The organism is Tissierella carlieri (genome assembly GCF_018917285.1).
GTDB classification, from domain to species: domain Bacteria; phylum Bacillota; class Clostridia; order Tissierellales; family Tissierellaceae; genus Tissierella; species Tissierella carlieri.
The window spans coordinates 96,761-103,287 of record NZ_JAHLOH010000050.1 but is presented as its reverse complement, the minus strand read 5'-3'; the positions used below and the strand labels follow the sequence as shown (position 1 = coordinate 103,287).

4 protein-coding genes are annotated in these 6,527 nt (G+C 31.4%); all 4 read left to right on the top strand.

The window, feature by feature from the left end; all coding sequences use genetic code 11:
* Nucleotides 1–142: 142 nt before the first annotated feature.
* The 4 genes from KQI38_RS18680 to KQI38_RS18665 all read left to right on the top strand — a co-directional run bounded on the left by KQI38_RS18680 (nucleotide 143) and on the right by KQI38_RS18665 (nucleotide 6,446).
* Nucleotides 143–1,888: an ABC transporter ATP-binding protein gene (locus KQI38_RS18680; RefSeq protein ID WP_216562126.1), complete on the top strand. Its 1,746-nt coding sequence runs from the start codon at nucleotides 143–145 to the stop codon at nucleotides 1,886–1,888.
* Nucleotides 1,881–3,632 (top strand): ABC transporter ATP-binding protein, encoded by a 1,752-nt coding sequence (locus tag KQI38_RS18675; RefSeq protein ID WP_216562123.1) that lies wholly within the window; start codon nucleotides 1,881–1,883, stop codon nucleotides 3,630–3,632. Before KQI38_RS18680 ends, KQI38_RS18675 begins: the two co-directional genes overlap by 8 nt.
* Nucleotides 3,633–3,816: 184 nt before the next feature.
* On the top strand, nucleotides 3,817–4,503 hold the full coding sequence (locus KQI38_RS18670; RefSeq protein WP_216562120.1) for a response regulator transcription factor: 687 nt from the start codon (nucleotides 3,817–3,819) through the stop codon (nucleotides 4,501–4,503).
* 11 nt (nucleotides 4,504–4,514) lie between these two features.
* Nucleotides 4,515–6,446 (top strand): sensor histidine kinase, encoded by a 1,932-nt coding sequence (locus tag KQI38_RS18665; RefSeq protein WP_216562117.1) that lies wholly within the window; start codon nucleotides 4,515–4,517, stop codon nucleotides 6,444–6,446.
* Nucleotides 6,447–6,527 lie beyond the last annotated feature (81 nt).

The following is a 6,527-nucleotide window of genomic DNA, read 5'->3' as shown; positions in this document are numbered from 1 at the left end:
TATTGATACAATTTTTTGCATGAGGACTTCATCCTTTCTGGGAGGTATTTGTTTTCTAGCAAAAACATTGTACCATACAGAGGTTGGAGTCCTCAATTTTCATTTAAGTTTACAAAACGAAAATATTATTGAGGAGGAAAAAATGAAAGCAAAAGATGTGAATAGTCTTATTGGAAGATTAAGTCCATTAAGAATATTTTTAATGAACTTAAGAGGTTGGATAGCTTTAAATTGTGTTGCGGCTTTTCTAAAAGTATTTATAACTATTTACTTCGCCTTTGCAATAAAAAATCTTACTGATATGGCCATAAATAAACAGGCAAATGAGTTTAAAGATTTTGTATATTTCACTATGATAATAGTAGCTGTGAGCATTATTATTAGTTATACAGAAAAATATTCATCGGTAAGATATAAGGGAGATTTTGCTCATAATATAAGAACCTACATGATTAAAGATATCATTAACTTACCTATGGAATCTAAGGACGAGTATCATTCTGGTGATATTATTTCGAGGATAAATAATGATGTATTAATTATAACAGAGTTAATTGGATATATACCTGAATTAATATTAAATCCAGTTATGTTTATTGTTGCAATTATATATATGTATTTTATAAGCTGGAAGCTGCTGATTTTAAGTGTAGTATTAATACCACTTACAGGATATTTATTTAATTTGGTTTCAAAACCTGTGGAGGAAAATTCAAGACGGCTAATGGAAGATATTGCAAAGGTAAATGCACTTGCTAAGGATACTATAAACGGAGTTTATATATTAAAGGCATTTTGCTTGGAAGATACTTTATTAAACAAGTATAAGAGAAATATACAAGAAATGGTTAATAAAGGCATAAAGATGGTAAAAATAAATTCAAATCTAACGAGACTTTTCCTTGCTTTAAGGTATATTCCACAGCTAATAGTACCTCTTTTTGGAGGATATCTTGCAATTAAAAGTGAGATTACTGTAGGTCAGCTCTTGGCTAGTACACAGTTAATTTGGTACATATTTATTCCTGTAGAGGCTTTGCTGAGCTTAAAAAAGCAGATACGTTTAGCCATACCAGCAGTCGACAGAATATTTGAGATTATTGATAAAGAAAAGGAAACTCAATCTGGAAATAAATTTAAAATTAAAGATGATTGTCCAAGTATAAAGTTTTCACAGGTTTGTTTTGGGTATAGTGAAGCAAAGCAAGTTTTTAATAATACAAGCTTTGAATTGGCAAAGGATACTGTAACAGCAATTGTAGGACCAAGTGGATGTGGTAAGACGACGATTTTGAAGCTGTTGTGTAGCTTCTATAAAGGGCAGGAAGGAAATATTGAAGTTTTAGGAAATAATTTGAATGATTGTAGCCCTTTAGAAATTAGAAAGAATATATCCTATGTATCACAAAGCACCTATCTTTTTCCAACATCAATATTAGAGAACATAGGGTATGGACGTGCTGGGGCTAGAAAAGATGAGATTATAAATGCTGCAAGACTTGCCAATGCCCATGATTTTATAATGAACTTACCAGATGGATATAGCACAGTAATAGGTGATGGAAGTGTTAAATTATCTGGAGGAGAGCAACAAAGAATTTCTCTTGCTAGGGCTATATTAAAGGATGCCCCAATACTTCTTTTAGATGAAGCTACATCAGCTCTAGATCTGGAATCAGAGCGTTTGGTACAAAAATCTCTCCATGAATTCATGAAAAATCGAACGGTATTAGTAGTTGCCCATAGAATTACCACAATAAAAAATGCAGATATGATATTAGTTATAAAGGATGGAGAAATCGTTGAAAAGGGGCTGCATGAAGAACTTATGAAGATGGACAGTCAGCTCGATTTTAAGGAGTATAGTGGAGGGATAGCAAATGCTTAAGAAGCTAAAAGAAAATGAAGTTATAAGAATATTATCATTTATGAAGCCTCATAGAATGAGATATATAATTTCAATGATAATTGATGCTGGATTTTCCTCAATATGCTATAATATCGTTCTTGCTTATATAATCAAGGATGTTATAAATGCCATAATTCATGGAAGTATTCCACTAATAAAAAAAGCATTTTTTATAGCTATAGGATCATTTTTAATAGCTTTTATATTGCAGCCTATATTTAAGTATTTATATCAATCCTGCGTGATAAAAATAATAGGCAATATTAAGATTAATGCCTTTAGACATATGGAAGTTTTAACTGTGGAGAATTTTGAAGGGCGTCATACGGGAGATTTAATTACTAGAATGACAAATGATATCGACGCCATTCAAGAAATATATATGAAACATATACCTAACCTTATGTTTGCTTTTATCCTTGGGGCTACTGCAATGATTTCCATGTTTTTAATGAATTGGCAGTTTGCTATTGTAGCTATTGTTATTGGAATGGTCTCAGTTCTTATAAGTACTTTATTTAGTAAGTCATTAAGGAGGGCTGGCGATGATGTTCAGAGAAAGATAGGTGGAGTTACTCAGAGGTTAATTGATATATCAGACGGATTTATGGAAATAAAAATGTTCAATATAGAAGCGGAGATATTTGATAAATTTGAAAGTGAAAATAGAGATTTGAAAACAGCAGTTGTTAATAAGGGAAAAATAAACTCTATATTAGAGGTTTTTAATAGCTCCTATGAGACCTTAAAGACAATAGGAATAGTTGCATTAGGACTATATATGTCAATGAAGGGGAGAATAGATGTTGGTACAATAGCTGCAATATTGCATTTACAGGGAAATGCAAGCTTCCTATTTGGTAATATTGGACAGTTTATTGCTGATATTCAGGGCTCACTTGCTGGTGCGTGTAGAGTAATTGAATTATTAAATGGCAGTACTGAATTAGATAAAGGTAAAGAAAATAACAAAATTGATATATTTTCAGACAGTATGATAGAGATGAAAAAGGTTTGCTTTAGCTATGATGATAGAAAAAGAGTGCTGGATGAAGTTGATATATCTGTAGGGAAAGGGAAAGTAGTAGCAATTGTAGGAGCAAGTGGGGGAGGAAAAAGTACATTAATAAAATTACTTATGGGATTTTATAAAACGAATGATGGTGAGATATTTATAGATGGTAAATCTATAGCAAACAGGTCATTGAAATCCTTAAGAGAAATGATTGCTTATGTACCTCAGGATTCCTATCTTTTTTATGGAACTATTGAGGAAAATATAAGGTATGGTAGGCTAGATGCAACAAATGAAGAAATAATAGAATCAGCTAAAATGGCATACGCTCACGATTTTATAATGGGGCTTCCAGAGGGATATGATACTATTGTAGGTGAAAAGGGTGCTAATCTTTCAGGAGGACAGAAACAACGTATTGCAATAGCGAGAGCAATTCTTAAAAATGCACCAATATTACTTTTTGATGAGGCTACATCTTCTCTTGATTATGAATCTGAAAAATTTGTACAACTTGCATTAGACAAATTAATGGAGGGACGGACAACAATTGCTATAGCACATAGGCTCTCAACCATTGAAGCAGCGAATGAAATCTATGTATTTCAAGATGGAAAGGTTGTGGAGAAGGGAAGCCATAGGGATTTAATATCTGCAGAAGGAATATATAGACATCTTTATGAACTTCAGATAGCAGGTAATTCTTAGAAAAGCAGACTAGGTTTTGCTCAATTTCAATAGTAAGATTATATTTAATATATAAGGAGATTTATATATTAAAGCAGAAATAAATTCATCGATAAATATCGTTATATTAAGGCTGTTTGAAAAAAGGGTCAAGGTATTATATAATGACATGAGAATAATGTATATAATAAAAGGTGATTAGATGATGATGTATAATATACTAGTTGCAGATGATAATGGAGAGATATTGGAAGTCCTTGAGATATACCTGAGAGAAGCTGGATATAATGTTTATAAAGCAGAGGATGGTCTACAGGCTATTGATGTACTAAAGCTTCATAAGATACATCTCATTATCATGGATATTATGATGCCAAAGTTGGATGGCATTAAAACTACATTACATATTAGAGAGAATAACAATATCCCCATTATTTTTTTATCGGCTAAGACTGAAGAATATGATAAGATAGAGGGGCTGGAAATTGGAGGAGACGATTATATAACTAAACCCTTCAGCCCTCCTGAATTATTAGCGAGAGTAAAGGCACAGCTTAGGAGATATACAAAATTAAATGCTGAACTTTTAAATCAAAGTCGGATTGACATAAGAGGATTGACAATAAATCAAAAGAATAAGACGGTGGAGGTTAATGATGAATTGATTAAACTCACACCTACAGAATATAAAATTCTATTGCTATTAGCAAAAAACAAAGGAACAGTATTATCATTGCAAACCATATATGAATCAGTATGGAGACAGCCGTTTTTAGATTCGGAGAGTACCGTAATGTTTCATATCAGTAAGATAAGAGAAAAGATAGAACTAGACCCTAAAAAGCCTATGTATTTGAAGGTTGTGTGGGGTCATGGATATATGATTGAATGAGAGGAAAGCCTATGAAAAATAAAAATAATAGGATATATAGAATTATATTTTTTATCTCCACCTTACTCATAAGTATAAGTATTGTATCCTCTATTGGTATATGGAAAAATAGGAGATTCTTCTTTGAAGGATATATCTATAATAGTTATCTAAATCCTGCTGTTAGTGAATATTGTTCTGAAGTATATAGATTTATAAATGGAGATATGTCAGAGGGAGAAGAAGGAGCCTTTCAGGTACAAAATAAAGGAACATATTATTATATTATGAATGATAATACAAAAGAAACCTTTACTAATCTTCCAGAGGATATTAATTATATTGAATTTTCTTCCCGGCCTAATATTATATCCTTTGAATATAGCAATTATCGAAAGATATTATTAAAAGATATGGAAGATTTAAGATTATCCATTGTTGCATCGAAGTATACGAATGTTAATTCAGAGCATACGAATTTTTCAGGCTTCATATTTATCGATAAAGATGACAAATCAACTTCAGGTTTATTTAGCTATATTATTGAAACAGGATTTAAACAGCAAAAAATATTATATTTAGAGATTAAAATTGCTGTAGTTTCTCTTTTACTTGGAGCTGTATTGTATCTTGCAGTATATAAAAAGGTAATAGGGAATTTAAATGAAGGAATAAATGCAATACCAATAGATGTAAGATTAGGGGCTCCTATATTGGCTTTTATCCTTTTGATCTTTCTATTTAGTACCTATTTATATACAATAGGGCTTTTTTCGGCATTGTTGAGGCGTATTATTTTATATTTCACCTTTGTTATATTGACATTCGTCATGCTAACTGGTTCCATATTGTTGATAATAAAAGCAGATGAATATAAAAAGGACAATATGAAGTTTAGTCAGGAGTGGGAAAACAGGCTCACAAAAAATATACCTGCATGGATTATTGGGTTGATTTTGCAGCTTGTTTGGTATTTTTTTGTATTATCCTTCTTTGGACCAGGGTCTACCATATACGATTACATCTCAATGATTAAAACTAAGTGGCCCATAGTGGTCGTACATAATTTAATTATTTTGATATTCTTTATATTAATTCGTCAGATCATAATAAACAAAAGAATATATACAAGAGAAGTTATAAACATCACACAAAAAATAGCAAAGGGTGATTTGGAGCAAAATATTCCAGTTATTGGAAGTGATAGTTATGGTAAAATAGCCCATAGTATTAATGAAATAAAAGAAAGCTATATCCATGCACTTGAGGAGCAAAAAAAGAGTGAAAGGTTAAAATATGAGCTGGTAACTAATATTTCCCACGATTTAAGAACGCCTCTAACATCTATTATAAACTATATTGAATTAGTTAAGAAAAAAGGAGTATCAAATGAAATAGAAAAATATATTCTTAATGCTGATACGAATGCAAAGCGGCTTAATATTTTAATTGAAGATTTATTCGAATTGTCGAGAATAGAAAGCGGTAACATTCAGCTGGATATTTCACAGGTTGACATTGTGTTGATGATTAAGCAAATAGGTTACGAATATACAGAGAAAATGAAGGAAGGGAAGCTTGAGTTAGTTGTAGAAAGCACAAGCAAGCAAATTCTATGGTCTTGTGATAGTCTTAAAATGTGGAGAGTATTTGATAATATTATAAGCAATGCAGTTAAATATTCTTTGCCAAATACAAGGATATATGTAGCAGTTATAGAAAATATAGAAGATAGGCAGCTCATTATAAGTATAAAGAATATAGCTTCCTATAAAATGGATTTTGAAACCGATGAATTATTTTTACGGTTTAAAAGAGCAGACAGTTCAAGAAACTCTGAGGGTTCGGGATTAGGGCTTGCCATAGCTAAGAGTATCATAGAGCTCCACCGTGGCAGTATCAGTATTGAAACAGAAGGAGATATGTTTAAAGTCATTATTGAGTTAAAGGAGATATCTTTATAGCAGAAAAAGCGTACTATAGTTAATCTATATTACGCTTTTTTTTATGGCTAAAACAATCCTAAGCAAATCCTAAGAAATTTT